This window comes from Pseudomonas sp. 13159349, from assembly GCF_013305685.1.
Lineage (GTDB): Bacteria > Pseudomonadota > Gammaproteobacteria > Pseudomonadales > Pseudomonadaceae > Aquipseudomonas > Aquipseudomonas asiatica.
This window is the reverse complement of the sequence record NZ_CP045553.1, coordinates 1,825,075-1,848,930: the sequence shown is the minus strand read 5'-3', so window position 1 is coordinate 1,848,930 and position 23,856 is coordinate 1,825,075. Positions and strand designations below refer to the sequence as shown.

The window sequence follows — 23,856 nt, the reverse complement described above, 5'->3', positions numbered from 1 at the left end:
ACCGGCTATGCTCGCAGGATGATGCCATTCGCCCTGCTCCACGACCTGCCCCGGCAGCTACGCCGCCCCAACGTGCGCGACCTGGCCTGGGCCCTGCTGTCGCCCCCGTTGCTCAGCGCCCCGCCCTGCCCCCAGCGCCACCCGCTGGCGGGTAGCCTGTGGGCGGACCAGCCACAGCGCCTGGCAGACTGGCTGCGGGCGCTGGATGACGATGATCGCCCACTGCGCGACTGGCTGGCGCAGCTAGGCAGCCGGCGCCTGGGGCACTACTACGAACGGCTGTGGCAATTCGCCCTGGGCCAGGCCCCGGGCATCGAACTGCTGGCAGCCAACCTGGCGATTCGCGAAGGCGGGCGCACCCTGGGCGAGCTGGATGTGGTGCTGCGCGACCGCGATGGTGTGCACCACCTGGAACTGGCCATCAAGCTGTACCTGGGTCCGGAACACCCCGGGCACGACCCCGACACCTGGCTAGGGCCAGGCTGCCATGACCGACTGGGAAGCAAACTGGCGCACCTGGCACGGCACCAGTTGCCCATGTCGGCGGGGGCGCACAGCCGCGAGGTGCTGGCCCGGCTGGGGGTGGAGCAGGTGCAGGCGCATGTGTGGCTGGGTGGCTATCTGTTCTACCCGTGGCCCGGGCATGCGCAGCCACCACAGGGCGCCAACCCGCAGCACTTGCGCGGGCGCTGGCTGCGGCGGCGGGACTGGGTCATGGGCGAAGGTGAGCAATGGCAGCCGCTGCAACGGCATGCCTGGCTGGCGCCGGCGCGGGTCGAGGCGCATGAGTGCTGGGCAGTGGAGCAGTTTGCGGCGTGGCTGCATGTGCTGGAACGGCAGGCTCCGGCGCAGTTGCTGGTGAGGTTGGAGCAAGAGGCTGACGGGGCGTGGCAGGAGGCCGAGCGGGTGTTTCTGGTGGCTGACAGTTGGCCATCTACACCCGAGGCATGATGCCAGCTGTACCGGCCCTTTCGCGGGCTTGCCCGCGAAGAGGCCGGTGCAGACAACACAATTTTCACAGACCTGGCGCAAAGATTTGTTCCCCCGCAGCCATTACAGTACTTCCTGAGCGCCGGCAAGAGCGCCATTCCGACCTGATGACGAGGACCGATCATGGTTTCATCCACCCCCGCGACCCATTACGCGCGCCTGTCCATTGCCCTGCACTGGCTGATGCTGGTGCTGCTGGCCGCTGTCTACGCCCTAATCGAACTGCGTGGCCTGTTCCCCAAGGACAGCGTCGAACGCAACCTGATGAAGGACCTGCACTTCATGCTCGGGCTCAGCGTGTTCGTGCTGGTCTGGTTGCGCCTGGCCATCCGCCTGAGCCGCCCGACCCCACCCATCGTGCCCAAGCCTGCGGCCTGGCAGACCGGCCTCGCGCACCTGATGCACCTGGCGTTGTACCTGCTGATGATCATCCTGCCGCTGGCCGGCTGGCTGATCCTCAGCGCCGCCGACAAACCAGTGCCGTTCTTCGGCCTGGAGCTGCCGCACCTGATCGGCCCGAACCCGGATCAGGCCAAGTTCATCAAAGGCTGGCATGAACGCATCGGCAGCTGGGGCTACTGGCTGATCGGCCTGCACGCGCTGGCCGGGCTCTATCACCACTATGTGCAGCGCGACAACACGCTGCTGCGCATGCTGCCCTACAAGTAACCGCGCCGGCCCTGCAGGCCGCCGGTGTGCACCACGATCAGGCGGGTGCCGGGCGCGAACAGCCCGGCCTCGACCTGCTCACGCAGGGCCAGCAGGGCCTTGCCTGTGTAGAGGGCTTCGAGCGGCACGCCGGTGTGCCGCTCGCAATCAGCGATGAACGCCAGCAGATCAGCGTCGAATTTGCCGAAACCGCCACGGCAGGCGTCGTGCAGCTTGTAGCCATGCGCGCCGGCCAGTGCTGCTACCGCCTCCGGCACGCCATGGTCCCTGGGTACCGCCAATGCACCATGCACCACATGTGCGCCCGCCTCGGCCATTACCAGACCGGCCAGGGTAGTCCCCGTTCCGGCAGCCAGCCACCAGGCGTCGTAGCCCGACCAGCCCAGTGCCGCGATCTGCGCCCGTGCCTGCTGCATGATCAGCGCGCAGCCCTGTGCACCGGCAAGCCCGCCTCCCCCTTCGGGGATGCAGTGCCAACCCGGATAGCGTGCCTGCCAAGGGTCCCAGAAACCCGCTTGGTTTCGTGCGCGGTAGCCGCCATAGCCCAGCCAGTGCAGTTCCATACCCAGCGCCTGCAGGTCACGCACGGTTGGCGTGTCCTGGGCGTGACCACGCAGCAGGCCGGCGGTGGCGAAGCCGAAGCGCTTGCCGGCAGCGGCCAGGGCGTGCAGGTGATTGGAATGGTTGCCGCCGAGGCTGATCAGGCCCGAGGCGTTGCTGGCGCTGGCCTGTTGCAGGTGATGGCGTAGCTTGAACCATTTGTTGCCGCTGATCAGCGGATCGATCAGGTCCAGGCGCAGGATGGCGGCTTCTACCTGGGCTTGTTGGAGCCAGGGCAGGATCAGGGGCTGCAAGGGGGGTTGGGGGAGGTCAAATTGCATCGCGCGAGTTTACCAGTGAAGGCCTGGGGGCTGCTTTGCAGCCCATCGCCGGCAAGCCGGGCTCCCACGGGTACAGCGCCAACCTCAAGCATCACGCTGTACCTGTGGGAGCCCGGCTTGCCGGCGATGGGCCGCAAAGCGGCCCCGGCGATCTCAGAGCTCAGCCGCCAATCTCGAACCCTGGTTGATCGCCCGCTTGGCATCCAGCTCGGCCGCCACATCGGCCCCACCAATCAGGTGCACCGACTGCCCCGCCGCCACCAGCCCGTCCTGCAGCTCGCGCAGCGGTTCCTGCCCGGCACAGATCACTACGTTGTCCACCGCCAGTACCTGCGGCTCGCCATCGGCCACGCGAATGTGCAGGCCCGCATCGTCGATGCCCAGGTACTCGACGCTGTTGAGCATCTGCACCCGCTTGTTCTTCAACCCGGTGCGGTGAATCCAGCCAGTGGTCTTGCCCAGGCCGTCACCCACCTTGGATTTCTTGCGCTGCAACAGGTACACCTGCCGCGCCGGGGCATGCGGCTCGGCCTTGATCCCGGCCACGCCACCACGCGCCTGCAGATGGGTGTCGATACCCCACTCCTTCCAGAACGCCTCACGGTCCTGGCTGGTGGCAACGCCCTGATGCACCAGATACTCGGAAACGTCGAAACCGATGCCACCCGCGCCAATCACCGCGACAGCCTTGCCCACCGGCTTGCGCTCGAGCAGCACGTCGAGGTAGCTGAGCACCTTGGCATGCTCGACACCGGGGATGGCCGGTGTGCGCGGGGCGATGCCGGTGGCCAGGATGATCTCGTCGTAGCCACCGTCCACCAGGGACTGCACATTGACCCGGGTGTTCAGGCGCAAGTCCACGCCCGTGCTTTTGACCTTGTTGCGGAAGTAACGCAGGGTTTCATGGAACTCTTCCTTTCCCGGTACCCGCTTGGCCACATTGAACTGCCCGCCGATCTCGCTGGCGGCATCGAACAGGGTCACCGCGTGGCCGCGCTCGGCCGCCACCGTGGCCGCCGCCAGGCCGGCCGGGCCTGCGCCGACCACGGCAATGCGCTTCACGGTGCGCACAGGCAGGTAGTTGAGCTCGGTCTCGTGGCAGGCACGCGGGTTGACCAGGCAACTGGTCAGCTTGCCGCCGAAAGTATGGTCCAGGCAGGCCTGGTTGCAGCCGATGCAGGTGTTGATCTCGTCGCCGCGACCAGCAGCGGCCTTGTTGACGAAGTCCGGGTCGGCCAGGAACGGACGTGCCATCGAGACCATGTCGGCATCGCCTTCGGCCAGCACCGCCTCGGCCACCTCCGGAGTATTGATGCGGTTGGTGGTGATCAGCGGAATGTTCACCACGCCGCGCAACTTGGCGGTGACCTTGCTGAAGGCCGCACGCGGCACCTTGGTGGCAATGGTCGGGATACGCGCTTCGTGCCAGCCGATACCGGTATTGATCAAGGTCGCGCCGGCCTGCTCGATGGCCTTGGCCAGCAGCTCGATTTCGTCCCAGGTGCTGCCGCCCTCGATGAGATCGAGCATCGACAGGCGGAAGATGATGATGAAGTTCGGCCCGACCGCGCCGCGCACCCGGTTGACGATCTCCACCGCCAGGCGCATGCGGTTTTCATAGCTGCCACCCCAGCGGTCGGTGCGGTGGTTGGTGTGGGCGGCGAGGAACTGGTTGATGAAGTAGCCTTCCGAACCCATGATCTCGACGCCGTCGTAACCGGCGCGCTGGGCCAGCACCGCGCAATTGACGAAGTCGGCGATCTGCTTCTCGATACCCGCCTCGTCCAGTTCCTTGGGCTTGAACGGGTTGATTGGCGCCTGGATCGCGCTGGGCGCCACCTGGCGCGGGCTGTAGGCGTAGCGCCCGGCATGCAGGATCTGCAGGCAAATCTTGCCGCCGGCAGCGTGTACCGCCTCGGTGACGATGCGGTGCTTGTCGGCTTCTTCCTCGGTGCTGAGCTTGGCCGCCCCGGAATACACCCCACCCTCATCGTTGGGCGCGATGCCGCCGGTAACCATCAGGCCGACACCACCGCGGGCGCGCTCGGCAAAGTACGCCGCCATGCGCTCGAAGCCGCCCGGGCGCTCTTCGAGGCCGGTGTGCATCGAGCCCATCAGGGTGCGGTTGCGCAAGGTAGTGAAGCCCAGGTCCAGCGGTGCGAGCAGGTGCGGGTAGCGGTCGGCGGCCATGGAAAGGTCCCCAGGTGGCGTATTCACGGAATGCGGGTGCCTCACCGGCTGGCGGACCCCGTCGTTTGTCTGCCTGCGACATTAAACAGACGTTTGAACGGGCTCAATGATCGAAACTGACAAGTTATTGATCCTCGCGCACAGCGCGACTACCCTAGGAAACTCTTGTTTCCAAGGCGCTGTCCTGCTTCATGCGAAAACTCCTGGCAAGCGCCCTGGCGCTGGTGATGATCGCCGCCCTCTGCGGCTACGGTTTCTGGACCCAGCAGCGCCCGGAAGGCCATTACCTGTCCGACCTGCGCATCGAACTGGCGCTGAACCATGGCGTGCCGGGCGAGCACGGCAACCTGCTTGGCGTCGAACCGCTGTTGTTCCCGGGCGACTACCAGAACCTGCAGCGCCTGCACCGCAAGCTCGCGGCCTACCTGGAGCAAGCCCGCACCCAAGGGCTGGTCGGCCCGCGCACGGTGGTGGTGCTACCCGAGCACATCGGCACCTGGCTGTGGGCGCGTGGCGAAAAAAACGAGCTTTATCAAGTCACGCAAAGCCGCGAAGCTCTGCAATGGCTGGAACTGAGCAACCCGCTGCGCTATGGCCTGGCCATGCTCCGTGCCGACGGGGACGACTGGCGCGCCGACGCGCACCTGCGCATGAAAGCCGAGCAGATGGCTGCGGACTACCAGCAACTGTTCGGTGGCCTGGCCAAGGAATTCAATGTCACCCTGGTGGCCGGCTCTATCGTACTGCCCGCCCCCTACGTGAAACAGGGCGTGCTGCATGCCGGCAGCGGCCCGCTGTTCAACAGCAGCGTGGTGTTCGCCGGCGACGGCTCGCTGCTGGGCCAACCGCAACGCCAGCAGTTCCCCGACAGCGAAATGCGCCGCTATGTACATGATGGCCGCCAGCACCCGCTGCAGGTATTGCAAACCCCTGCCGGGCGCCTGGGCGTGCTGGTGGGCAGCGACAGCTGGTACCCGGAAAACCACCAACAACTGGCCCAACAGGCAGTACAACTGATCGCCAACCCGGTGTTCCTCAGCGGCAAGGGCAGCTGGCAAGCGCCCTGGCGCGGCAATCGCCATCAGGATGCCAGCGCCGGGCTGCCCTTGCGGCGCGGCGAAGTCAGCGAACAGGCTGCATGGCAGCGACTGACCCAATCGGCCGGAACCAGCGTCAGCAGCATGAGCGTGTTCATGCGTGGGCAGTTCTGGGAACAGGGCAGCGACGGCCAGGGCTTTGCCCGCCAGGCGGGTGAATTGCTGGCAGGCCCCCCCAGCCCTGGAGCCCGCCTGTTGAACCTGTGGTTGTAAGCCCATGGCCCGCCCCCGCGTGCGCCTGGGTGACCTGTCGGTTGGTTTTGTCCAGCCGCTGACCGAGGCCCTGCGTGAACTGGGCCACGACCCCGAGCCGCTGCTGCGCCGCTATGGCCTGGACGCGGCACGCCTGGGCGAAGCCGGTGCGCGCTTGTCGATCCCGCGCTACATGCACCTTGGGCACGCTGCCATCGAGCTGTGCGGCGAGGCCGCACTGGGCCTGCACATGGGGCGCCTGAGCCGCCTGGCGCATGCCGGCCTGGCCGGGGTCACCGCTGCCCAGGCACCGAACCTGGGCGAGGCGGCACGTACCCTGTTGCGCTTTGAGCCGCTGTATGCGGCCAACTACCGAGGCCACTCCAGTTTTCAGGAAGATGCCCAGGGCGCCTGGCTGCGCTTCTACTCCATCAGCCCCTACAACGCCTACAACCGTTTCGTGGTCGATTCGCTACTTGCCGGCTGGCTCGCCCAGCTTGCCGACCTGGCCGGTACGGCGGTGCAGGCCGAACATATGGACATCGAGTTCGCCGCACCCGCTTATGCCGCGCGCTACCAGCCGCTGTGCAGCACGCCCGTGCAGTTCGCGGCCGCTGGTAACCAGCTGCGCCTGAGCCGGGCCACGCTGCAGCTGGCCAACCCCAGGCATTGCCCGAGCACCTGGCAGCACCTGCTACAGCTGTGCGAGGCGGAAATGCTGCAGCGTACGCGGGTGCGCAGCCTGGGTGAGCGCATTACCCACCTGCTGGGCCCGTTGCTCAATGGTGGCCGTGAACCGGACCTGGAAGAAGTGGCGCTGCACCTGCAACTGCCGACCTGGACCTTGCGCCGCAAACTGGCCGAGGAAGGCACGCGCTTTCGCGACCTACTCAGTGAAACACGGCGCGACCTGGCCGAGACCTATATTCGCGATACGGAGTTGGCCTTCGGCGAGATTGCCTATCTGCTGGGGTTTGCGTCGGCCGAGGCCTTCCAGCGCGCGTTCAAGCGCTGGACGGGCCTTACACCGGGAGAGTTTCGCCGCAGCCAGCGGCGGGCAGGCTAGAGCTCTGTAGCGTCGTCAGCCGGTTCCGGGGTGTCCAGTTCATAAGCCTGGAATTCGAGAAGTTCTTCTTGGTATTCGTCCATAGCCCTAAGCCCTCTTCATTCATTTTTCCTGGTAACTGTCGCCTCACCCTAGGCAGGAAGGATGAAGGGATCATGACAAGCTTATGATCCGGTGCCCAGCAATCGTTAGCCCCGTGCTACTTGATATTAGCCGTTTGTAGGTCATGCAGGCTTTAGACGGCAGGCCCAAGCCGAACTACGCGTGCGCAGTGCTGGCTGCGCTCCCCGTGCGGTGCGCGAGCATGCCGTAGCCATTTCTGTCGCAGGTGTGCCCCATGACAAGCTCAGCCTGGCACTAAGTGCTCTGGCGACTGCGCACTCAGCGCCCTTTTCAACACTTCGTAGAGTTTGCCGTCACCCGATTGAGCAACGTTGAAGCGCAGGAAATCCCCCGCCGTCATGGATTGGCTGAACGCATTACCGGGCGCCAGCACTACACCTTCATTCAGGCAGGTCCTGGCCAGCGTTGCTGCATCCTTGCCTTGAGGGAGCTGGCACCAGAGGTACATGCCTGCCTGGGGAATTATCCACGGCTTGATACCAATGGCCTGAAGCCTCGGCACCGTTCTGTCCATTGCCTCGCCTAACCGGTGGCGGACACCTTCCATGTGTTTTCGGTACCCGCTATCCGTAATCGCTTGATAGATGATGTCCGCGGCCAAGCGTCCGCCGCCGAAGGTGGTCGCGATCTTCAGGTCGACCAGGCTCTCGATCCATTCACCACGGGCGGCGATGTAGCCGCATCGGATTGAAGCAGAGATGGTCTTGGAAAAGCTGCCTATCTGAATCACACGCGAGAGGCCGTCGAAGGCAGACAGCCGTGGCGCGGGCGTATTCTCGAAATCCGCGAAGATGTCGTCCTCCACGATCACCAGGCTAGAGGTGTCGGCCAGCTTCAGCAGCCTGTGCGCGGTGACCGGGGACAGGCTGGCCCCGGTTGGGTTGTGGATGCCGGAATTGGTGATGTACAACCTGGGTGCGTGCCTGAGCAGGGCTGCGCCGAACGCCTCGATGTCCGGGCCCGTGTGCGTGTAGGGTACCCCGACAATGTTCACCCTGTGGGCTTTGAGCAGTGCGTGAAAATTGAAATAGCAGGGGTCGTCGACCAGGACCGTGTCCCCCGGTTCCAGCAGAAAACGGCAAATCAGGTCGATGGCGTGGGTGCCCGACTCGGTGAGCATGATCTGTTCCAGCGGGGCTTCGATGCCGATGCCAGCCAGCCGTCGCGACAGGAACTGCCTGAGCGGCGGATGCCCGAGCGGCGACGCGTACTCGGCCAGTTTTACCGTGTCGGAACGGGCAGCGACTCGCAGCGCTTTACGCATGCCGGCTTCGTACATCCAGGAGGCAGGCAGCCACCCGCACCCTGGTTTCAGCGCATCGCTGGAGGTTTCAAGAGACTGGCGCGAGATCCACAGCGGGTCGACCTCACGATCGAGCCTGGGGCCGAGTTCGGTCAGTGCCAAGGGCGCCACGGGCCCTGCCACGTAGTAGCCAGAGCCAGGGCGGGCGCTGAGCACCCCCTCTGCCATCAACCGTTCATAGGCCTCAAGTACGGTAGAAACCGATACCTGCATGGCCTGCGCCATTGCCCGGACCGAAGGGATCCGCGTACCGGGTGTGTAGGTCCGGGAGGCTATCCTCGCCTGCACCTCACCCATGACGGTCCGAATCAGCGTTCCACTGCGTTTCATCGCACCCTCAACTGTGCTGGATTAATGTGCATAACAGTTCGGTCAAACTGTATTGGATTGTACATGGCCTTGGTGAACGCGTCAGTGATGTACTGAACCCAGACTTATCGAGGACTGGGCGATGGAAAAATCAACAAGCGGATGGATCAACGGCTTCATAGGCGTCGCCATCTTCGCCGGCTCGCTGCCGGCCACCCGTGTGGCAGTGACGGCCTTCGAACCGACGTTCCTGACCTGTGCCAGGGCAACGATTGCCGCTCTGTTGGGGGCGCTTTTCTTGCTTGTGCTGCGCCAGCCTCGCCCTGAACGCGGTGACCTGTGGTCATTGGCGGTAACAGCGTTGGGCGTGGTAATCGGTTTCCCGCTGCTGACGGCACTGGCCCTGCAGCATGTAACCTCTGCGCATTCCATTGTCTTTGTCGGGCTGCTGCCGCTTTGTACCGCAGGGTTTGCCGTGCTGCGGGGCGGTGAGCGACCTCGGCCACTGTTCTGGTTGTTCTCGTTGACGGGTGCCGGAATCGTCGTTGGTTATGCGCTTATGAATGGTGGGGAGGCATCGGCGCTGGGCGATTTGCTGATGATGGCGGCGGTCATCGTCTGTGGGTTGGGTTATGCCGAAGGGGCGCGGCTGTCGCGGACGTTGGGGGGTTGGCAGGTGATCAGTTGGGCGTTGCTGGTGGCGTTGCCGCTGATGCTACTACTGACAATCACTAATCTTCCGACACCAGATGCCTTCGCCAAAGTAAGCGCCCCTGCGTGGTTCAGCCTCGGCTACGTTTCACTGTTCAGCATGCTGATCGGTTTTGTGTTCTGGTACCGAGGGCTGGTCCAGGGTGGCATTGCAGCAGTGGGCCAGTTGCAACTCTTTCAGCCGTTCATGGGGCTTGGGCTGGCAGCGTTGCTGCTGCACGAACAGGTCAGCTGGATGATGCTTGTGGTGACGCTGGGGGCTGTCATCTGTGTTGCCGGGGCCAAGAAGTACGCCTTGTAGATGTCGATCCAGAAAAAAGCGCATTGGGAAGGCTTCGCCAAGCCGCAGCGCGCCTTGGGGACCTCCGTAAGCTGTTCGCACCGGGGCAGTTGCACAGCACAGGGCCAAGTTCATGGGCACGGAGGATTTTGCCCCATGGCGGTACTGCGCAGATGTTGAGAACTGCGTAGTACCTGTGGGAGCGGGTTTACCCCTACAGGCAAGCCATCAGAGGGCGGGGGACGCGGGCTCAGCGGCCTCGGCAGGCTGTGCTTGCTGTTGTACTTCAATAGGCGCAGCCTCAGCCGGCGGTGCCACTGGCTGCGAGCCCTGGCTGTCATCCAGCACCGGCGCTGCTACCGCCTCGCTGGCCGGGGCTACAGGGGCCGGGGCTGGCGCCGCATCAACCAAAGGCTCAGCAACCGGGGCCGGTGCCACCGGCGCTGCGGCGGCCGGCTCCGGCAGCCCCAAGGCAGCCGCTGGCGCGTCGACCTGCGGTGCGGGCTCCTCGACCTTGGCCTTGCTCTCCTGCCTAGCCTTGGGCTTTGGCAAGTAGCTCTCAACCAAGGCGAAATAGCGATCATAGAACTGCGCCGCTGTCACAGTCTCGCTGGCCACCTTGACCATCGAGTCGTCGCTGGAGCCGATCGGCATCGATACCGACCCCAGTACACCAACCCCCAGGCTGGCGGAGGTGTTGGACTTTTTCAGCGCGTAGCGGTCCTGCAAGGCGTTGGCGAACATGGTCGAACGCTGCTCGTCGCTTACATCCGGCGCACAGGTGACGTTGAAACTGATCTGCAGGTGGTTCTCGCTGTTCTGCTGGAAGCTCTTGTTGCCCACCACCTGGTTGGCGCCGCTGCTGGTGATGATGTAACCCTGGCTGAGCAAGGCGCGTCGGGCGGCCTCGCAGGAGCCGGCATCGCTCACCGGGAAGCTGCGCGAGAAGGTGCCCGAGTCATCGAAGTTCTCGTGCTCGTAGACGGCGGCTTTTTTCGAGGAACAACCGGTCACGCCCGCCAGCACCAGGGCCAGCCCGAGCGCACCAAAGACGGAAGATCTGGTCATTGCGAATTCCGGGTAAGTCAAGAAGGTGCCTATTGTGCAACACAGCAGGCAGGCACAGGAACCGCTGATCGGTGAAGAGTCTGTCAGGTTCGTGTAAATCTGGGTCAAGGGCGGCAATTGCCAGACGCAGAAACGAAAAAAGCGACCCTAAGGTCGCTTTCTCGTTGCTTCGAGACGTTCAAGGGGCCTCGAAGCGAAGATGGCGCAGCGGACGGGACTCGAACCCGCGACCCCCGGCGTGACAGGCCGGTATTCTAACCGACTGAACTACCGCTGCGTATCATTCAGGCTTGCGCCCGATTGAAACCTGGGTCTACCCTTCCGGCGTGATGGCCTCAGGACAGGCACAAAAAAAGCGATGACGTGATCGCTTCTTTTGTGTTTGCTTCAAGGTGTTCAAGGACCTTGAAACGAAGATGGCGCAGCGGACGGGACTCGAACCCGCGACCCCCGGCGTGACAGGCCGGTATTCTAACCGACTGAACTACCGCTGCGTATCGTTCAGGCTTTCGCCCGATTGAAACTGGGATCAGCCTAAGGCGTTTACCTTGTGGCTTCAGACCGGTGCCAGGCACCCATCTGATACTGAAAAATGGCGCAGCGGACGGGACTCGAACCCGCGACCCCCGGCGTGACAGGCCGGTATTCTAACCGACTGAACTACCGCTGCGCAGTGCGTTCCTCTCTGGCTATCGGTTTCTTGCGAAACCTGAAGCACCAGGAACATCTCAGGAAGTGGTGGGTGATGACGGGATCGAACCGCCGACCCTCTGCTTGTAAGGCAGATGCTCTCCCGGCTGAGCTAATCACCCTCGCGATGTTGCTTGTTGCGTTTGCTTCGCTGAGGCCGCGAAATTTACGCAGGTGGCGAAGCTAAGTCAATAGCCCCATTGAATTTTTTTCAGAAAGGAGCAAAAAGCGGTTTACCTGTCTGCGGCTGTCGATAGCCTGTACTGGCCTCTTCGCGGGCACGCCCGCTCCCACAGGATCTCCACAGATGCTGACATGTGAGAAATACCTGTGGGAGCGGGCGTGCCCGCGAAGAGGCCGGTACAGGATATGCAGAATGCTCAGGTGTAGATCATCTTGCGGGTCATGCCGCCATCGACCACGAACTCCTGGCCGGTGACGAACGCCGCTTGCCGAGACAACAGCCAGGCAACCATGGCCGCCACGTCTTCCACCGTCCCTACCCTGCCCGTCGGGTGCTGGGCATGGTCCGCCTCGGTCAACGGCTCGGCACGGCGCTGCGACGGATCACGGGCATCGATCCAGCCCGGGCTCACCGCATTGACGCGAATCTCCGGGCCCAGGCTCATGGCCAAGGCATGGGTCAAGGCCACCAGCCCGCCCTTGCTCGCTGCGTAGGCCTCGGTATCGGGTTCGGATTGCCGCGCCCGGGTGGACGTGAGATTGACGATCGCCCCATTGTGCGCACGCAGGTACGGCGCACAATGCTTGGCCAGCAGCATCGGGCCGTTGAGGTTGACCGCCAGCACCCGGTTCCACTGCGCCAGGCTCAGGCTTTCCAGGGTCTGGTTGTGCGGGTTGGCGATGGCCGCATTGCACACCAGCGCGTCCAGGCGACCAAACTGCCCCAGCACCTCCGACACCCCGGCGCTGACCTGGGCCTCGTCGGCAACGTCCATGGTGATGAACCAGGCATTGTCACCCAGCGCCTTGGCCGCCTTTGCGCCGCGCTGGCGGTCAAGGTCGCTGAGCACCACCTGCCAGCCTTCGCAGATCAACCAGGCGGCAATACCCAGGCCGATGCCGCGTGCGGCACCGGTCACCAGGGCTACCCGGCCGTTATGGCCGGGCGTACCGCCGCGGATTTCAATCACAGTGCCGCCAACCCGCGCGCCAGGTCGGCCTGCAGGTCGGCCACATCTTCCAGGCCCACGGCAACCCGGATCAGGCTGTCGCGGATACCCGCGGCTTCACGCTCCTGCGGCGTCAGGCGACCGTGGGAGGTGGTGGCCGGGTGGGCGATGGTGGTCTTGCTGTCACCCAGGTTGGTGGTGATGGAAATCACCCGGGTAGCGTCGATGAAGCGCCAGGCGCCTTCTTTGCCACCCTTCACCTCGAAGCTGACCACCGCACCGAAGCCACTCATCTGGCGCTTGGCCAGTTCGTGCTGCGGGTGGCTCGGCAGGCCGGCGTAATGCACCTTCTCCACGCCCTCCTGCTGCTCCAGCCATTCGGCCAGCAGTTGGGCGCTTTCGCAGTGCGCACGCATGCGCAGGCGCAGGGTTTCCAGGCCCTTGGTGAAGATCCAGGCGTTGAACGGGCTGAGGGTGGGGCCTGCGGTACGCAGGAAGCCCACCACTTCTTTCATCTGCTCGGCACGGCCGGCAACCACGCCACCCATGCAGCGGCCCTGGCCGTCGATGAACTTGGTGGCCGAGTGGAACACGATGTCGGCACCCAGCTTCAGCGGCTGCTGCAGCGCCGGGGTGCTGAAGCAGTTGTCCACCACCAGCATGGCGCCGTGGGCATGGGCGATTTCGCTGAGCGCGGTGATATCGACCAGCTCTGCCAGCGGGTTGGACGGCGATTCGACGATCAGCAGCTTGGTATTGGCCTTGATGGCCTTTTCCCAGCCGGCGAGGTCGACCAGCGGCACGTAGTCCACCTGCACGCCAAAGCGCTTGAAGTACTTCTCGAACAGGCTGATGGTCGAGCCGAACACACTCTGCGACACCAGCACATGGTCACCGGCACTGCACAGCGACATCACCACGGCGAGGATCGCCGCCATGCCGGTGGAGGTGCCCACAGCCTGCTCCGCGCCTTCCATGGCCGCCAGGCGCTCCTCGAAGGCACGCACCGACGGATTGGTGTAGCGCGAATAGACGTTCCCCGGCGTTTCGCCGGCAAAGCGTGCGGCCGCATCGGCAGCCGTGCGGAACACATAGCTGGAGGTCAGGAACAGCGCTTCGCTGTGCTCGGCCTCCGGTGTACGGTTTTGACCAGCGCGCACCGCCAGGGTGTCGAAACCGACACCCTCGAGGTCACTGTCCAGTCGTCCGGCATCCCATTGATCCGTCATGCCGTCGCTCCCGAAATCAGTTGTTGTAGAGGTCGATGATCGCACTGACCGCCTGGTTCTTGGCCTTGGCCAGGTCGTTACGAGCCTGCTCGATGCGGTCGAGGTAGGCTTCGTCGATATCGCCAGTGACATACTCACCGTTGAACACGGCACAATCGAACTGATCGATCTTGATCTTGCCGCCACCGACCGAGTCGATCAGGTCCGGCAGGTCCTGGTAGACCAGCCAGTCGGCGCCAATCAACTCGGCCACCTGTTCGGTGGTACGGTTGTGGGCGATCAGTTCGTGAACACTCGGCATGTCGATGCCGTAGACGTTGGGGTAGCGCACGGCAGGAGCTGCGGAGCAGAAGTAGACGTTCTTGGCGCCGGCTTCACGGGCCATCTGGATGATCTGCTTGCAGGTGGTGCCGCGCACGATCGAGTCGTCCACCAGCATCACGTTCTTGCCGCGGAACTCCAGTTCGATGGCATTGAGCTTCTGGCGTACCGATTTCTTGCGCGCGGCCTGGCCTGGCATGATGAAGGTACGGCCGATGTAGCGGTTCTTGACGAAACCTTCGCGGAACTTCACGCCCAGACGGTTGGCCAGCTCCAGGGCCGCGGTGCGGCTGGTGTCCGGGATCGGGATGACCACGTCGATGTCATGCTCGGGACGTTCGCGCATGATCTTGTCGGCCAGTTTTTCACCCATGCGCAGACGGGCCTTGTACACCGACACACCATCCATGATCGAGTCCGGACGGGCCAGGTAGACATGCTCGAAGATGCACGGCTGCAGCTTTGGTGCTTCGGCGCACTGCTTGGTGTACAACTGGCCTTCTTCGGTGATGTACACCGCTTCGCCCGGCGCCAGGTCGCGGATCAGGGTGAAGCCGAGGACGTCCAGGGCCACGCTTTCCGAAGCAATCATGTATTCCACGCCTTCGTCGGTGTGACGCTGGCCGAACACCACCGGGCGGATGCCGTTGGGGTCGCGGAAGCCGACGATGCCGTAGCCGGTGATCATCGCCACCACGGCGTAACCGCCAACGCAGCGGCTGTGCACGTGGGAAACCGCGGCGAACACGTCTTCTTCGGTCGGCTGCAGCTTGCCACGCACCGCCAGCTCATGGGCGAACACGTTCAGAAGTACTTCCGAGTCGGAGTTGGTGTTGACGTGGCGCAGGTCGGACTCGTAGATCTCCTTGGCCAGCTGCTCGACGTTGGTCAGGTTGCCGTTGTGTGCCAGGGTGATGCCATACGGCGAGTTGACGTAGAACGGCTGCGCCTCGGCAGAGGTCGAGCTGCCCGCCGTCGGGTAGCGCACGTGGCCGATACCGATGCTGCCGACCAGGCGCTGCATGTGGCGCTGCTGGAACACGTCGCGCACCAGGCCATTATCCTTGCGCAGGAACAACCGGCCGTCATGGCTGGTCACGATACCGGCAGCGTCCTGGCCGCGGTGCTGGAGGACCGTAAGCGCGTCATACAGCGCCTGATTGACGTTCGACTTACCGACGATACCGACGATGCCACACATGCGACGCAACCCCTACTTTGACGAAACTTGAGTGAATAGTGCTCAGGGCTTTGCCGGCCCGAGCAACTGTTCCTTGAACGGAAGATCAGCTGGAGTGCCGATCAGCCCACTGGGTGTCCACTGGCCGGTAAAACCCAGGATCAGGTTTTTCGACCAGTCGGCAACCAAGAGAAATTGTGGTATCAGGCGTGATTCCTGCCACCAGGTGTCTTGTTGAACCGGCCCCAGGCTGATCAGCCCGATGGCCACCACCACCAGCAAGGCCCCGCGCGCGGCGCCGAAGGCCATGCCCAGGAAACGATCGGTGCCGGACAGCCCGGTCACGCGAATCAGCTCGCCGATGAGGAAGTTGATCATGGCCCCCACCAGCAAGGTGGCGACGAAAAGAATGGCGCAGCCGGCGATGACGCGCATCGACGGCGTCTGGATGTAGCTTTCAAGATACACCGAGAGCGAACCGCCGAACATCCAGGCAACCGCACCGGCAATGATCCAGATGAGCAAGGACAAGGCTTCCTTGACGAAGCCGCGCTTGAGACTGATCAGTGTGGAGACGGCGATGATCGCGATGATCGCCCAATCAACCAAGGTAAATGCCACGGTGCTGCCTGCAGACGTTTGAGGCGGCGCATTTTAACAGAGCGGCGGGCTGGGAGTAAGCGGAATGTCGGGTGGATTAGCATGCGCACTTCTGTAGGAGCGGCCTTGTGTCGCGATCGGGCCGCACAGCGGCCCCAAGGGTCTCGGACACAGCCAAAATCGCCGGGGCCGCCATGCGGCCCGATCGCGACACAAGGCCGCTCCTACAAGGGTCCGAGTCAGCCAGACTCAGCTGCGCTCAGGCTGGAAGCGCACCACGAAGCCCTTGAGGCTGTTCTGGCGGTTGATGGCGTCGCGCACGCGCTCGGCCTCGGCCCGCTCGATCAGCGGCCCCACGTACACGCGGTTCATGCCACCCGCCGAGCGGATATAGGCGTTGTAACCCTGGCTACGCAAGGTTTGCTGCAGCTTTTCGGCCCCGGCACGGTTGGACAGGCTGGCCAACTGGATCGACCAGCTGACCGGCAGGCCATTGACGTCGATCTTCGATGGCGCCGTCGGCGCGGCCGGCTTGGCTGCCGGCTGAGGCTCGACCTTGGCCACAGGCGCCTGCGGCTTGGCAGGCTGAGGCTGGGGCTGCACCTGCACTTGAGGCTGGGTCTGCGGTGACGGTGCAATCGGCTGGCTGGGCGTGCTCGCCGGCGCGGTGGACTCGTCCACCACCACCGGTGGCTGTTGCGGCTCTTGCGCAATGGCCTGCGGCTCCGGCACGGCGACCGGCTCCACCTTCACTTCCGGCAGGCTTGGCATGGCCGGCGCCTGCGGGGCATCGACGCGCACCTGACGCATCTCGTCCTCGCGGGTGAACAGCATCGGCAGGAAAATCACCGCCAGCGCCACCAGCACCAACGCACCCACCATGCGCTGTTTCATCCCTTTATCCAGCACTGCCATCTACTCCACCCTCCTGGGCGTGCCGCTCCAGCCATTCCAGTGCCTGGGCAACACAGAAAAACGAACCGAACAGCAAGATCTGGTCATCCGCCGTTGCCTGCGCGCATTGCCCTTCAAGGGCAGCATCGACGCTGGCATAAGACTTCACCGCGGCGCCGACGTTCGTCAAGGCCGTGGCCAGCTCCGCAGCCGGGCGGCTGCGCGGGGTATCCAGTGGCGCCACTGCCCAGTCGTCGACCAGCCCCTGCAGCGGCGCGACAACACCGTCCAGGTCCTTGTCGGCGAGCAGGCCGAACACCGCCAGGCGGCGCCCCTTCAGCGGCCGGGCCGCCAGGCGCCGGGCCAGGTACTCCGCGGCGTGCGGGTTGTGCCCGACATCCAGCAACAGTTCCACCGGCTTGCCCTGCCAGCTCAGCTGGCGACGGTCGAGGCGACCCGTGATTCGGGTATCCAGCAGCGCCTGGCGAATCTGGCCGGCGTCCCAGGGCAGCCCCATCAGCAGGTAGGCCTGCAGGGCCAGCGTGGCGTTTTCCATGGGCAGGTCGAGCAAAGGCAGGCCAAGCAGCTCTACCGGCGCTCCATCAGCCGCAGTACCCCGCCAGTTCCAGCTGCCATCGGCAATGGCCAGGTCGAAGTCACGACCACGCAGGAACATCGGCGCAGCCAGTTCGGCGGCCTTGTCCAGCAGCGGCTGAGGCGGATCCAGGTCACCGCACAGTGCCGGCTTGCCCTGACGGAAGATGCCTGCCTTCTCGAAGGCCACCAGCTCGCGGGTATCACCCAGGTAATCGACATGATCGACGCCGATGCTGGTCACCAGGGCCAGGTCGGCATCCACCACGTTCACGGTGTCCAGGCGGCCACCAAGCCCCACCTCCAGTACCACGGCATCCAGCTGCGACTGGTAGAACAACCAGAACGCGGCCAGAGTGCCCATCTCGAAGTAGGTCAGGGAAATTTCGCCCCGCGCCGCCTCGACGGCGGCGAAGGCTTCGCACAGGCGCTCATCGCTGGCCTCTTGGCCATCGATCAGCACCCGCTCGTTGTAACGCAACAGGTGCGGCGAGCTGTACACGCCAACCTTCAACCCCTGGGCACGCAGCAGCGAGGCCACGAAGGCACAGGTCGAGCCCTTGCCGTTGGTGCCGGTCACCGTCACCACACGTGGCGCCAGCTTGCCTAGCGCCAGCCGGGCAAGCACCTTCTGCGACCGCTCCAGGCCCATGTCGATGGCCGAGGGGTGCAACTGCTCGAGGTAGGCGAGCCATTCGCCCAGGGATCGTTGTTTCATCACGCGACGGCAGCCGCCTCACGCGCTTGCTCCGGGGTTTCCTGGCCAGTCATCTGCGCCAGCAGGCGGGCCAGACGCGGGCGCAGCTCGCCACGAGAGATGATCAGGTCGATGGCGCCGTGCTCCAGCAGGAACTCACTGCGCTGGAAGCCTTCCGGCAGCTTCTCGCGCACGGTCTGCTCGATCACGCGCGGGCCGGCGAAGCCGATCAGTGCCTTCGGCTCGCCGACGATCACGTCACCGAGCATGGCCAGGCTGGCGGAGACACCACCGTACACAGGGTCGGTCAGTACCGAGATGAACGGGATGCCTTCTTCGCGCAGGCGCGCCAGCACGGCCGAGGTCTTGGCCATCTGCATCAGCGAGATCAGCGCTTCCTGCATGCGTGCACCGCCCGAGGCGGAGAAGCAGACCATCGGGCAGCGGTGCTCCAGGGCATAGTTGGCCGCGCGCACGAAGCGCTCGCCGACGATGGCACCCATGGAGCCGCCCATGAACGAGAACTCGAAGGCGCTGACCACGATCGGCATGCCCATCAGGGTGCCGCTCATGGAGATCAGGGCGTCCTTCTCGCCGGTTTGCTTCTGCGCGCCAGCCAGGCGGTCCTTGTACTTCTTGCCATCACGGAACTTCAGGCGATCGACCGGCTCCAGGTCGGCGCCCAGTTCGGCACGGCCATCGGCGTCGAGGAAGATGTCGATGCGCGCACGTGCGCCGATGCGCATGTGGTGGTTGCACTTGGGGCAGACATCCAGGGTCTTTTCCAGCTCCGGACGATACAGCACGGCCTCGCAGGCCGGGCATTTGTGCCACAGGCCTTCAGGCACCGAGCTCTTCTTCACCTCGGAACGCATGATCGAAGGGATCAGTTTGTCGACTAACCAGTTGCTCATGCTTTCTTTCTCCAGTATTGGCAGGCGTGGTCCGGTGTCGCCGGCCCTACCCTGCCCTTGAGCTCAAAATCTTTATGAAACGATGATGGACCGGCCGCCGGGACTACCAGCGCGCCACCCCACCGCTAATGTGTTGTGTTGCCGCCACAGGCGCAGGCGGCTGCCCCACAGGGCTGCGAAAGCTATGGACGATGGCGCGCAGCCAGCCGTCACATCTGCCATCACGCCTGTTTCACCGCACGCATGAAGGCCTCGATCTTCGCCGCATCCTTGATGCCCTTGGCTTGCTCCACGCCGCCACTGACATCCACCGCGTACGGCCGCACCTGGGCGATGGCCTGGCCGACGTTGTCGGCAGACAGCCCGCCCGCCAGAATGATCGGCTTGCTCAGGCGCGCAGGTACCAGCGACCAGTCGAATGCTTCACCGGTGCCTCCGGGTACGCCCGGCACGTAGGTGTCCAGCAGAATGCCGCGGGCACCAGCGTAAAGCCGGCAGGCCGCCTCCAGATCGTCGCCCGGGCGTACGCGCAGGGCCTTGATCCAGGGGCGGTGGTAGCCTTCGCAGTCCTGTGGGGTTTCGTCGCCGTGGAACTGTAGCAGGTCCAGCGGAACCACTTCGAGGATCTCGTTCAGCTCGCAGCGCGAAGCATTGACGAACAAACCGACCGTGGTCACGAACGGCGGCAGCTCGGCAATGATCGCCCGCGCCTGGCGCACGTCCACGGCGCGCGGGCTCTTGGCATAGAAGACGAAGCCGATGGCATCGGCCCCCGCTTCGGCAGCGGCCAGTGCGTCTTCGATGCGGGTAATCCCGCAGATCTTGCTGCGAACATTGCTCATGGACAGCGAACCCTGCTTGTTACGGTGAAAGGCCGGATGTTAGCAAATGACTTTTCGCCCGTCAGTCTGCCAATGCTTCGTAACCGGTCAAAAAGTGTGGACCGATGTAACGCTTGGGCAGCGCGTACTCCTCGGGGTACTCCACCTGCACCAGGTAGAGGCCGTATGGGTGCGCCGTGACCCCACCTTCGCGGCGGTTGCGCCCTTCCAGCACCTCACGCGCCCAGGTGACCGGGCGCTCTCCGGCACCGATGGTCATCAGTACACCGGCAATGTTACGCACCATGTGGTGCAGGAAAGCCGTGGCGCGCACGTCCAGCACGATCATCTGGCCATGGCGGGTGACGCGCAGATGGTAGATGTGCTTGATCGGCGACTTGGCCTGGCACTGGCTGGCGCGGAAGGCACTGAAGTCATGGGTACCAAGCAGGTACTGCGCGGCTTCGGCCATGCGTTCGACATCCAGCGGGCGGTGGTTCCAGGTGACTTCCTCGGCCAGATGGGCCGGGCGGATCGGGTCGTTGTAGATGACGTAGCGGTAACGCCGGGCGCAGGCCTTGAAGCGGGCATGGAAGTCGGCCGGCATCGGCCGCGACCAGACCACGCTGATGTCATGGGGCAGGTTGAAGTTGGTGCCCATGGTCCAGGCGCGCTCATCGCGCACGGCGCGGGTGTCGAAGTGCACGATCTGCCCGCAGCCATGCACACCGGCGTCGGTGCGCCCGGCGCAGATTACCGAGATGGGCTCGTTGGCCACCTTGGACAGCGCCTGCTCCAGGGCCTGCTGGACACTGGGCACGCCACTGGCCTGGCGCTGCCAGCCACGGTAGCGCGCGCCTTTGTATTCCACGCCCAGGGCGATGCGGGAGTAGCCTTCGGCCGCGGACTCGGCGGCGGCGGTGTCGATGATGTCCAAGAGCATGAAACCTGTGGGGGTGTACGGAATGGCGGGGATTATAACGACAACGGCAGCCGTGTAGGGCTGCCGTTGAATATGCACTGCCTTTCAGGGCCTCTTCGCGGGTAAACCCGCTCCCACAGGGCCCGCACAGAATTCGGACCTGTGATGAACCTGTGGGAGCGGGTTTACCCGCGAAGAGGCCGGAGCAGGCAACCTCAGACCAGCCGGGAGAGCATGTCCTCGGCCTCCTGACGCTGGCTGTCGTCGCCATCCTTGACCACTTCATCGAGAATGTCGCGTGCGCCCTGGTTGTCGCCCATGTCGATATAGGCGCGGGCCAGGTCAAGCTTTGTGGCCACTTCGTCGCTTCCGGAGAAGAAGTCGAAGTCCAGGTCGTCCAGTGGCTCGGGCTCGGGCTGGGCAGCCGCATCCTCGCTGGTGAAATGCGGCTCCAGCGACGGCGACTCGAGGCTCTGCGACAGCTTGTCCAGCTCAGCGTTGACGTCGTCCAGCTCCGAGGTAAAGCTCTTGGCTGCCGGCGAATCGTCTTCCAGCGACAGCGAAAGATCGAAGTCGGATGGCAGATCGAACTCGGAAAGCGGGTCGAACGCTGGCTCGCTGTCGAAGGCAGCCAACTCGGCGGCGACATCCACCGGGGTTTCGTCGACCGCAGCCGGGGCTGCCGGGGCAACCGGCTCGCTGATGTCGAGGTCGAAGTCGGACAGGTCCACAGCGGGCTGTGGCTCGGCCTGCGCCAGCATGGCCTCGAATTCGGCGTCAGCGTCGGCCTGTAGCTCGGCGTCCACCGCAAACGGCTCGTCTTCGGGCTGAGCCGATTCCAGCACGGGTTCATCCAGTACCGGCTCTTCGACTACAGGTTGCTGGGCCACAGATTCGTCCAGCAGCGGCGCTGCCAGCGGGTCTTGCTCGGGCAGGTCGTCACCCAGGCTCAGGTCGAAGGCACTGTCCAGGTCCTGCTCGTCCAGGCCCGGCGCATCGAGGGTCGGCACTTCATCGAAGGCATCCAGCTCAGCATCCAGGTCAACTTCGGGTTCGAGCGCTGCTTCAGGTTCCGCCAGAGCAACGGCCTCTGGTTCAATCGCCACCTCTGGCTCGACCGCCGGCACTTCCTCCGGCGCTACATCGGCAACCACTGGCGTATCAGGCTGATCCTGCAACAGCTCCTGCACGTACTGCTCATCCATCTCGGCAGCCAGGGCCGCCGCGCCCAGGCCGGCAGCAGCCAGGCCGAGCATGGCCGGGTAGCGCTCTTTCAACCCGGCAACCGCTGCACTGTTCTGCTCACTGGCCGGCAACTTGCGCTCCTGCTCGACGAACGCGCTCTGGTCACCCTGGCGGGCGTACACATCCATCAGTTTCAGGCGCAGGTCGTCACGCTGCGGCGCGGCGGCCACGGCAGGTTCCAACAGGTCGGTAGCGCGGTTCAGGCGGCCTTCGGCCACGCACTGCTCGACTTCCGCCAGCAAAGCGGCGTGGGGGTCGGCTTGCGGTTCAGGTTGCGCTTCGACAGCGGGTGCCGCCGTTTTTTCCGCGGCGGTGGCGGCGGCAGCCGAAGCGGCGACCACGGCCGGCGACAGGGTTACGCTCGGCGCCGAGACTTCTACGCCATCGAAGCTTGCGCTATCGCTGTCAAAGCCTGCGCCCTGCTCTTCTTCCAGCGCCCGCGCCATGCGCAGGTGCTTTTCAGCCTCCTGCTGGGCCTTGCGCTTGCGCGCCAGCAACAGCAGCAGAAGCAGCAGTACGAGGAAGGCGCTACCGGAAATCAGCCCGAGCAGCAGCGGGTTGCCCATGATTTCGTCGATCACGCTGTCAGGCTGACCGGCAGGTGCGGCCTCGGCGGCGGGCACCGGCTTGGGTGCGGTATCGACGGCGGCAGGCGCAGGCTTGGCGACCGGTTCGGCCGGTGCAGCCGCCCCCTGGGCTTCAAGGCGGGCCAGCTGGTTGTTCTTCAACTCGATCAGACGCTGCAGCTTGTCCAGCTGGCTCTGCAGGTCGGCCATGCGGCTCTTGAGCTCTTCGTTGTCGCGACGACTGGTGTCCAGGCTTTCCTGGGCCACCGCCAGCTTGTCATTGAGGGCCTTGGCCTGGTCGGCACCGGCCTGGTTGCCCGGGCTGACCAGGCGCAGGTTGTCGCCCTGGGCGATACGCGCCGGAGCTGCCTCGGCGGTACCGCGGCGAGTGGCGTCCAGCTGGCGGGCACGCGGGCCCAGGCGACGACCTTCACGCCAGGCAGCATACTGCTCGGCCACCTCGGCGGTCGCCTCGCTCTGCGGGATGTTCTGGATCTGCTGCTGGTCGGGCAGGCGCAACACCTGGCCAACCTTCAGCTGGTTGATGTTGTTGCCGATGAAAGCGTCCGGGTTCAGGGCCTGGATCGCGATCATGGTCTGCTGGATCGAGCCGCCCTGGGTATTGCGCGCGGCAATCTGCCACAGGGTGTCCCGGCGCTGGGTGGTATAGCTGCCGGCAGCGGTCACCGCTGGCGCGACATTGCCTGCCGCAGGCTTGTCGCCCTGGGCCTTGGCCTGGTCGAGCAGCACGCTGTAGTCACGCAGCAGGCGGCCCTGCGGCCACATCACCTGGACCAGGAACTTTACCACCGGTTCCGGCAGCGGCTGGCTGGAGGTAACACGCAGCACGCTCTTGCCGTTGGGGTTGATCACCGGCGTGAAGGTTAGGTCTTCGAGGTAGGTTGGGAATGCCACCCCGGCCTTGCTGAAATCTTCCGGCGGCGCCAGGCTCGGTGCCACTTCGGCAGCGGTGAGGTCGCGCACGTCGAGCAGTTCGATCTCGGCGTCCAGGGGCTGGTTCTGTGCCGATTTGAGGGTCAGTTCCCCCAGGCCCAGGGCATTCGCCATGCCCGACGACAGCGCCGATGCTGCAGCCATGGCCAGAACCAGTTTGCGAATTCGAAGCATGACCTCTTCCCTTGTATGAAGCGTCCTGAAACCTGCATGCAGA

Annotated in this window: 19 protein-coding genes and 4 tRNA genes; 5 read left to right on the top strand and 18 right to left on the bottom strand. The window is 64.5% G+C overall.

Translation table 11 applies throughout. The features are described from left to right. Window positions 1–18: 18 nt before the first annotated feature. Together GEV38_RS08825 and GEV38_RS08820 are read left to right on the top strand one after the other, a co-directional pair. Window positions 19–951: a DUF1853 family protein gene (locus GEV38_RS08825; protein WP_043935444.1), complete on the top strand. Its 933-nt coding sequence runs from the start codon at window positions 19–21 to the stop codon at window positions 949–951. Window positions 952–1,113: 162 nt separating this feature from the next. Next, window positions 1,114–1,659: a cytochrome b gene (locus GEV38_RS08820; protein ID WP_003260150.1), complete on the top strand. Its 546-nt coding sequence runs from the start codon at window positions 1,114–1,116 to the stop codon at window positions 1,657–1,659. Here GEV38_RS08820 and GEV38_RS08815 read toward each other — a convergent pair. Continuing rightward, a complete protein-coding gene (locus tag GEV38_RS08815) occupies window positions 1,650–2,540 on the bottom strand; it encodes a 1-aminocyclopropane-1-carboxylate deaminase/D-cysteine desulfhydrase (RefSeq protein ID WP_015269444.1) in 891 nt (296 codons plus the stop codon). The two genes, GEV38_RS08820 and GEV38_RS08815, sit on opposite strands and share 10 nt — an antisense overlap. 153 nt (window positions 2,541–2,693) lie before the next feature. Then, window positions 2,694–4,730, bottom strand: a complete 2,037-nt coding sequence (locus GEV38_RS08810) for an NADPH-dependent 2,4-dienoyl-CoA reductase (protein WP_061302903.1) — start codon at window positions 4,728–4,730, stop codon at window positions 2,694–2,696. 191 nt (window positions 4,731–4,921) lie between these two features. On the opposite strand from GEV38_RS08810, the gene GEV38_RS08805 reads away from it, so the two are divergent. Next, the gene (locus tag GEV38_RS08805; RefSeq protein ID WP_015269442.1) at window positions 4,922–6,040 is read left to right on the top strand and encodes a nitrilase-related carbon-nitrogen hydrolase; all 1,119 of its coding nucleotides are present in this window, start codon (window positions 4,922–4,924) and stop codon (window positions 6,038–6,040) included. Between the two features lie 4 nt (window positions 6,041–6,044). Next, window positions 6,045–7,085: an AraC family transcriptional regulator gene (locus tag GEV38_RS08800; RefSeq protein WP_015269441.1), complete on the top strand. Its 1,041-nt coding sequence runs from the start codon at window positions 6,045–6,047 to the stop codon at window positions 7,083–7,085. A gap of 346 nt (window positions 7,086–7,431) precedes the next feature. On the opposite strand, the gene GEV38_RS08795 is transcribed toward GEV38_RS08800, so the two are convergent. Beyond that, window positions 7,432–8,841, bottom strand: a complete 1,410-nt coding sequence (locus tag GEV38_RS08795) for a PLP-dependent aminotransferase family protein (RefSeq protein ID WP_054573326.1) — start codon at window positions 8,839–8,841, stop codon at window positions 7,432–7,434. Window positions 8,842–8,962: 121 nt separating this feature from the next. Between GEV38_RS08795 and GEV38_RS08790 the strand changes: the two genes are divergently transcribed. Beyond that, on the top strand, window positions 8,963–9,832 hold the full coding sequence (locus GEV38_RS08790) for a DMT family transporter (protein ID WP_013971616.1): 870 nt from the start codon (window positions 8,963–8,965) through the stop codon (window positions 9,830–9,832). Between the two features lie 207 nt (window positions 9,833–10,039). Here the strand turns inward: GEV38_RS08790 and GEV38_RS08785 are convergent, their stop codons facing one another. The 15 genes from GEV38_RS08785 to GEV38_RS08715 all read right to left on the bottom strand — a co-directional run bounded on the left by GEV38_RS08785 (window position 10,040) and on the right by GEV38_RS08715 (window position 23,813). Next, a complete protein-coding gene (locus GEV38_RS08785; RefSeq protein ID WP_015269439.1) occupies window positions 10,040–10,879 on the bottom strand; it encodes a DUF2242 domain-containing protein in 840 nt (279 codons plus the stop codon). 200 nt (window positions 10,880–11,079) lie between these two features. Next, a tRNA-Asp gene (locus GEV38_RS08780) sits at window positions 11,080–11,156 on the bottom strand. 140 nt (window positions 11,157–11,296) lie between these two features. Continuing rightward, window positions 11,297–11,373 (bottom strand) — tRNA-Asp (locus GEV38_RS08775). 99 nt (window positions 11,374–11,472) lie between these two features. Beyond that, window positions 11,473–11,549: transfer RNA gene (locus GEV38_RS08770), tRNA-Asp, on the bottom strand. Window positions 11,550–11,615: 66 nt separating this feature from the next. Next, window positions 11,616–11,691: transfer RNA gene (locus GEV38_RS08765), tRNA-Val, on the bottom strand. 258 nt (window positions 11,692–11,949) lie between these two features. Then, window positions 11,950–12,723 carry an SDR family oxidoreductase gene (locus GEV38_RS08760; protein WP_013971614.1) on the bottom strand — a complete coding sequence of 258 codons (774 nt, stop codon included), beginning with the start codon at window positions 12,721–12,723 and terminating at the stop codon, window positions 11,950–11,952. After that, window positions 12,720–13,931, bottom strand: coding sequence for an O-succinylhomoserine sulfhydrylase (locus tag GEV38_RS08755; RefSeq protein ID WP_003258500.1), 1,212 nt, complete (start codon window positions 13,929–13,931; stop codon window positions 12,720–12,722). Before GEV38_RS08755 ends, GEV38_RS08760 begins: the two co-directional genes overlap by 4 nt. A gap of 16 nt (window positions 13,932–13,947) precedes the next feature. After that, complete coding sequence (purF, locus tag GEV38_RS08750) at window positions 13,948–15,453, bottom strand: amidophosphoribosyltransferase (protein WP_013971613.1); 1,506 nt, start codon at window positions 15,451–15,453, stop codon at window positions 13,948–13,950. A 42-nt stretch (window positions 15,454–15,495) separates the two neighbouring features. Next, complete coding sequence (locus GEV38_RS08745) at window positions 15,496–16,053, bottom strand: CvpA family protein (RefSeq protein WP_013971612.1); 558 nt, start codon at window positions 16,051–16,053, stop codon at window positions 15,496–15,498. A 228-nt stretch (window positions 16,054–16,281) separates the two neighbouring features. After that, a complete protein-coding gene (locus tag GEV38_RS08740; protein ID WP_015269438.1) occupies window positions 16,282–16,947 on the bottom strand; it encodes an SPOR domain-containing protein in 666 nt (221 codons plus the stop codon). After that, window positions 16,931–18,238, bottom strand: coding sequence for a bifunctional tetrahydrofolate synthase/dihydrofolate synthase (gene folC, locus GEV38_RS08735; RefSeq protein ID WP_054573327.1), 1,308 nt, complete (start codon window positions 18,236–18,238; stop codon window positions 16,931–16,933). The genes GEV38_RS08740 and folC overlap by 17 nt, the downstream gene beginning before the upstream one ends. Then, complete coding sequence (accD, locus tag GEV38_RS08730) at window positions 18,238–19,131, bottom strand: acetyl-CoA carboxylase, carboxyltransferase subunit beta (protein ID WP_013971609.1); 894 nt, start codon at window positions 19,129–19,131, stop codon at window positions 18,238–18,240. Before accD ends, folC begins: the two co-directional genes overlap by 1 nt. Before the next feature lie 221 nt (window positions 19,132–19,352). Further along, window positions 19,353–19,973 (bottom strand): phosphoribosylanthranilate isomerase, encoded by a 621-nt coding sequence (locus tag GEV38_RS08725; protein ID WP_013971608.1) that lies wholly within the window; start codon window positions 19,971–19,973, stop codon window positions 19,353–19,355. Between the two features lie 61 nt (window positions 19,974–20,034). Then, a complete protein-coding gene (truA, locus tag GEV38_RS08720) occupies window positions 20,035–20,895 on the bottom strand; it encodes a tRNA pseudouridine(38-40) synthase TruA (protein ID WP_025338241.1) in 861 nt (286 codons plus the stop codon). Window positions 20,896–21,089: 194 nt separating this feature from the next. Next, the gene (locus tag GEV38_RS08715; protein ID WP_015269435.1) at window positions 21,090–23,813 is read right to left on the bottom strand and encodes a FimV/HubP family polar landmark protein; all 2,724 of its coding nucleotides are present in this window, start codon (window positions 23,811–23,813) and stop codon (window positions 21,090–21,092) included. Window positions 23,814–23,856 lie beyond the last annotated feature (43 nt).

Coding starts and splice junctions, on each gene's coding strand:
- GEV38_RS08815 (WP_015269444.1), bottom strand. CDS start 2,540: ATGCAATTTGACCTCCCCCAACCCCCCTTGCAGCCCCTGATCCTGCCC.
- GEV38_RS08800 (WP_015269441.1), top strand. CDS start 6,045: ATGGCCCGCCCCCGCGTGCGCCTGGGTGACCTGTCGGTTGGTTTTGTC.
- GEV38_RS08740 (WP_015269438.1), bottom strand. CDS start 16,947: ATGGCAGTGCTGGATAAAGGGATGAAACAGCGCATGGTGGGTGCGTTG.
- GEV38_RS08795 (WP_054573326.1), bottom strand. CDS start 8,841: ATGAAACGCAGTGGAACGCTGATTCGGACCGTCATGGGTGAGGTGCAG.
- GEV38_RS08725 (WP_013971608.1), bottom strand. CDS start 19,973: ATGAGCAATGTTCGCAGCAAGATCTGCGGGATTACCCGCATCGAAGAC.
- GEV38_RS08785 (WP_015269439.1), bottom strand. CDS start 10,879: ATGACCAGATCTTCCGTCTTTGGTGCGCTCGGGCTGGCCCTGGTGCTG.
- GEV38_RS08810 (WP_061302903.1), bottom strand. CDS start 4,730: ATGGCCGCCGACCGCTACCCGCACCTGCTCGCACCGCTGGACCTGGGC.
- GEV38_RS08755 (WP_003258500.1), bottom strand. CDS start 13,931: ATGACGGATCAATGGGATGCCGGACGACTGGACAGTGACCTCGAGGGT.
- GEV38_RS08715 (WP_015269435.1), bottom strand. CDS start 23,813: ATGCTTCGAATTCGCAAACTGGTTCTGGCCATGGCTGCAGCATCGGCG.
- truA (WP_025338241.1), bottom strand. CDS start 20,895: ATGCTCTTGGACATCATCGACACCGCCGCCGCCGAGTCCGCGGCCGAA.
- GEV38_RS08805 (WP_015269442.1), top strand. CDS start 4,922: ATGCGAAAACTCCTGGCAAGCGCCCTGGCGCTGGTGATGATCGCCGCC.
- accD (WP_013971609.1), bottom strand. CDS start 19,131: ATGAGCAACTGGTTAGTCGACAAACTGATCCCTTCGATCATGCGTTCC.
- folC (WP_054573327.1), bottom strand. CDS start 18,238: ATGAAACAACGATCCCTGGGCGAATGGCTCGCCTACCTCGAGCAGTTG.
- GEV38_RS08825 (WP_043935444.1), top strand. CDS start 19: ATGATGCCATTCGCCCTGCTCCACGACCTGCCCCGGCAGCTACGCCGC.
- GEV38_RS08820 (WP_003260150.1), top strand. CDS start 1,114: ATGGTTTCATCCACCCCCGCGACCCATTACGCGCGCCTGTCCATTGCC.
- GEV38_RS08790 (WP_013971616.1), top strand. CDS start 8,963: ATGGAAAAATCAACAAGCGGATGGATCAACGGCTTCATAGGCGTCGCC.
- purF (WP_013971613.1), bottom strand. CDS start 15,453: ATGTGTGGCATCGTCGGTATCGTCGGTAAGTCGAACGTCAATCAGGCG.